General features: G+C 75.5%; 4 protein-coding genes. 3 read left to right on the plus strand and 1 reads right to left on the minus strand.

From position 1 onward, the window contains the following. The 3 genes from DAT37_RS39635 to hypF all read left to right on the plus strand — a co-directional run. The coding region (locus DAT37_RS39635) for a HypC/HybG/HupF family hydrogenase formation chaperone (RefSeq protein WP_157978928.1) at positions 1–687 on the plus strand (687 nt) is incomplete at its 5' end. Next, positions 684–1,313, plus strand: coding sequence for a D-sedoheptulose-7-phosphate isomerase (locus DAT37_RS39640; protein WP_232840282.1), 630 nt, complete (start codon positions 684–686; stop codon positions 1,311–1,313). The genes DAT37_RS39635 and DAT37_RS39640, both read left to right, overlap by 4 nt. Next, positions 1,310–3,583 carry a carbamoyltransferase HypF gene (hypF, locus tag DAT37_RS39645; RefSeq protein ID WP_109530099.1) on the plus strand — a complete coding sequence of 758 codons (2,274 nt, stop codon included), beginning with the start codon at positions 1,310–1,312 and terminating at the stop codon, positions 3,581–3,583. The genes DAT37_RS39640 and hypF overlap by 4 nt, the downstream gene beginning before the upstream one ends. A gap of 88 nt (positions 3,584–3,671) precedes the next feature. Here hypF and hypE read toward each other — a convergent pair. After that, a partial coding sequence (gene hypE, locus DAT37_RS39650) for a hydrogenase expression/formation protein HypE (protein ID WP_109530100.1) occupies positions 3,672–4,485 on the minus strand: 814 nt, incomplete at its 5' end.

Here is a 4,485-nt window from a genome sequence, read left to right on the forward strand (position 1 = left end):
GTGCGGGCCGCGCGCGACATGGCCGCGCGCTTCCAGCGCAAGGGCAGGCTGCTCACGTTCGGACAGGGCGCGACCGCCGCCGACGCCGGGCATCTGGCGGTGGAGTTCACGCATCCCGTGATCGTGGGCAAGCGCGCGCTGCCGGCGATCTCCCTGGCGGGCGACGCCTGCGCGCAGGGCTCGGCGTTCGCCGACCGGCTACGGGCGCTGGGCAGGCCGGAGGACATCACGGTCGGCCTCTGCGTGGGCCACGGCGACGTGCTCGCCGCGCTCGCGGCGGCCCGCGAGCTGGGCATGCTGACGGTCGCGCTGACGGCGGGCACACCCGCGGACGGAGCGCCGGCCGATCACCTGCTCGCCGCCCGGTCCGACGACCCCCTGATCGCCCGCGAGACGCACGTCACCACCTACCACCTGCTGTGGGAGCTGGTCCACGTCTTCCTCGACGACCCCGGTCTCGCCCCGCTGACGCCGTCGGCCTGCGACGAGAGCGGCACCTGCGTCACCTGCGCCGACACGGCGGTGCCGGTCCGCGTCACCGAGCTGCGGCCCGACGGGCTCGCCCTCGTCGACACGGGAGCCGGGATCGAGGAGATCAGCGTGGCGCTGGTCGCGGCGCGGGTGGGCGACACGGTCCTCGTGCACGCCAAGGAGGCCATCGCGGTGCTGGGCGGTGACGGCTCGTGACCGAGGCGCTCTACCCGTTTCCCGGCCCCGGCGGCGGCACCGTCGAGGACGTCACCCGTTCCACCATGGACAAGGCCGCGGAGAGCCTGGAGCTGCGCCTGCGCGTGCTGAACGAGCTGGGCCCGTCGCTGGGCGCCTGCGCCGAGGCGGTCGCGGCCGCCTTCCGGGCCGGAGGCACGCTGTTCGCGTTCGGCAACGGCGGCAGCAGCACCGACGCCCAGTCCGTGGCCCAGCTCTTCCTGACGCCCGGCCCGGACGGGCGCAGGCTCCCGGCGATCTCGCTGACCGCGGACGCCGCGCTGCTGACCGCGCTCGCCAACGACGTGCACTTCGACGTGGTCTTCGCCCGGCAGCTCGCCGCGCTCGGCCGGCGCGGCGACATCGCCGTTGCCCTGTCGACCAGCGGCGGCTCGGCGAACGTGCTGCTCGGGCTGGAGACGGCCAGGCGCGCGGGCATGGTGACCGTCGGACTGGCCGGTTCGGGCGGCGGGCGGATGGCCGAGGACGCTCTCGCCGACCACCTGTTCGTCATCCCGTCGTCGTCGGTGCACCGCATCCAGGAGGCACAGACCACCGCCTACCACGTGCTGTGGGAGCTGGTCCAGCAGGCGCTGGCGGAGGCGTGACCGGGCGGGTGCGCTCGCGGATCCAGGTGGAGGGCATCGTCCAGGGCGTCGGCTTCCGCCCGTTCGTGCACGCGCTCGCCTCCCGCTACGGCCTGGCCGGGCTGGTCGGCAACGACGCCGGCGGGGTGTTCATCGAGGCGGAGGGCACGGCGTCGGCGGTCACCGCGCTGGTGGAGGCGGTCCGCGACCGGCCCCCCGTGCTGGCCGTCGTCGAACGGGTCAGCGTGACCGCCGTGCCGCCGACCGGGGCCCGCGGGTTCGAGATCGTGCCCAGCGTGGCCGGCGCGCCGCCGACCGGGACCGCGCGCGTGCTGGTCCCCCCGGACGTCGCCACCTGCGGCGACTGCCTCAAGGAGTTGTTCGACCCGGCGGATCGGCGCTACCGGTACCCGTTCGTCAACTGCACGAACTGCGGGCCCCGGTTCACGATCATCACAGGTGTGCCGTACGACAGGGCCGCGACCACCATGGCGGGCTTCAGCATGTGCGCCAGGTGCGAGCGGGAATACCGCGACCCGGCCGACCGGCGCTTCCACGCCCAGCCGGTCTGCTGCCCTGCCTGCGGCCCCGCCCTGGCGCTGAGTACGCCGGACGGCACGCCGGTGCCCGGCGATCCCCTCGCGAACGCCGCGGCCATGGTCGCGGCCGGCGCCGTGCTGGCGGTCAAGGGCCTGGGCGGCTACCACCTGGCCGTGGACGCGACCGACGAGGCCGCCGTCGCGGCGCTGCGGGCCCGCAAGCGGCGCGCCGACAAGGCGTTCGCGGTGCTGGCCGCCGACCTTTCCGCGGTGCGGGAGCTGTGCGAGCTCGACGAGGACGCGGCGCGCCTGCTGTCCGGGGCGCGCGGGCCGATCGTGCTGCTTCCCCGGCGGCCCGGCGCGCCGCTCGCGCCCTCGGTGGCCCCGGACAGCGACGAGGTGGGCGTGCTGCTGCCCTACACGCCGCTGCACCACCTGCTCGCCCGCGAGATCGCCCGGCCGTACGTGCTGACCAGCGCGAACGTGTCCGACGAGCCGATCGCGTACGACGACGCGGACGCCCGCGAGCGGCTGGGCGGCGTCGCCGACGCCTTCCTCTCCCACGACCGGGCGATCCACGCGCCGGCCGACGACTCGGTGGTCCGGTTCTTCCGCGGCGCCGGGCTGCCCGTCAGGCGGGCCCGCGGGTACGCGCCCGAACCGTTCACACTGCCCTGGTCCTTCCCCCGTCCGGTGCTCGCCTGCGGCGCGGAGCTGAAGAGCACCTTCTGCCTCGCCAGGGACCGTCACGCGTTCGTCTCGCAGCACCTCGGCGACCTGGAGAGCTACGAGACGACGCGCGCCTTCACCAGGGAGATCGGGCGTTACCAGCGGCTGCTCGGCATCGAGCCCGCGCTCGTCGCCCACGACCTGCATCCGGAGTACCTGTCGACGAAGTACGCGCTCGGCCTCGACGGCGTGGAGCTGGTCGGGGTCCAGCACCACCACGCCCACATCGCCTCGTGCCTGGCCGACAACGGGGAACGGGGGCCGGTCATCGGCGTCGCGTTCGACGGCACCGGCTACGGCACCGACGGCACGATCTGGGGCGGCGAGCTGCTGGTGGCCGGCCTGGCGGGGTTCGAGCGGGCCGGGCACCTGGAGCAGGTGCGGATGCCGGGCGGCGCGGCGGCGATCCGCCAGCCGTGGCGGATGGCGGCGGCCTACCTGGACGCCGCGTCCGAGCCGGCTACGGGCCTGGACGTGGCCGTCCGCAACGCGGAAGGCTGGCGGGCCGTGTCCGCGCTGGCCGCCGGGGGCGGGCCGGCCGCGCCGCTCACGTCGAGCGCGGGGCGGCTGTTCGACGCGGTGGCCGCGCTGCTCGGCGTCCGTGACACCGTGACGTACGAGGGGCAGGCCGCGGCGGGGCTGGAGCGGCGGGCCGACCGGGGTGTCCGCGACGGCTATCCGGTGACCGTGGCCGGTCCGTGGCCGGTCGTGATCAGGAGTACCGACCTGGTCCGGGCCGTGGCCGGGGACCTGCGGCGGGGCGTGCCGGCGGGTGTGATCGCGGCCAGGTTCCACCACGGGCTGGCCGACGCGGTGGCGGCGGCGGTCCGAATGATCGCGCAGGCCACGGGGCTCGGCACGGTGGCGCTGTCCGGTGGCGTGTTCGGCAACCTGGTGCTGCTCGGCGGCGTCGCCGACCGGTTGCGCGCCGACGGGCTGCGGGTGCTGACGCACCGCCGCGTGCCGTGCAACGACGGCGGGATCAGCCTCGGCCAGGCGGTCGTGGCGGCCGCCACCGGCTGATCGACCGGCTGACCCAGCGGGTGACCCAGCGGCGGATCCACCGGCTGAACCGGCGGCTGATCCAGCGCCCTCACCCGCCCGGCTCGGGTCAGCAGATGCGTGGCAGCGGGTCGCCCACGAGCACGTCCACGATGCGGGTGCCGCCGAACGCGGTGCGCAGCAGCACCAGCCCCGCCGGGTCGTCACGGACCGTGCCGACGATCGCCGCGTCGGCGCCGAGCGGGTGCCCGCGCAACGACTCCAGGGCGCGGCCGGCGTGCCCGCCGTCGACGACGGCCACGAAGCGGCCCTCGCAGGCGACGTAGAGCGGGTCGATGCCGAGCAGCTCGCACACCCCGGTCACCTCGGGTCGCACCGGCACGGCCTCCTCCTCGACCACCACGGCGACCTCGGAGGCGGCGGCCACCTCGTTGAGGATGGTGGCGACCCCGCCCCGCGTGGCGTCGCGCAGCGCCCTGACCTGGCCGGGCACCGCGTCCAGCAGGGCCGACACGACGCCGTGCAAGGCAGCGGTGTCGGACACGATCGGGGCCTCGATGTCGAACTCGCCGCGGGCCACCATGATCGCCGCTCCGTGGTCGCCCAGCGGGCCGGACACGATGACCGCGTCGCCGGGCCGGGCGGCGGAGACGGACAGGTTCTCGGGCCGTTCCAGGAGTCCGACCCCCGTCGTGGTGATGTAGCACCCGTCGGCCTTGCCGCGCTGCACCACCTTGGTGTCGCCGGTGACGATCGACACGCCGGCCTCGCCCGCGGCGGCGGCCATCGAGGCGGTGATCCGCCGCAGGTCGGCGACGGGAAAGCCCTCCTCCAGGATGAAGCCCGCGGCCAGGAACCCGGGCCGGGCCCCGCACATCGCCAGGTCGTTGACGGTCCCGTTGACCGCGAGGTGGCCGATGTCG

The sequence above is a fragment of the Nocardia aurea genome, from assembly GCF_003123685.1.
GTDB classification, from domain to species: domain Bacteria; phylum Actinomycetota; class Actinomycetes; order Mycobacteriales; family Mycobacteriaceae; genus Nocardia; species Nocardia aurea.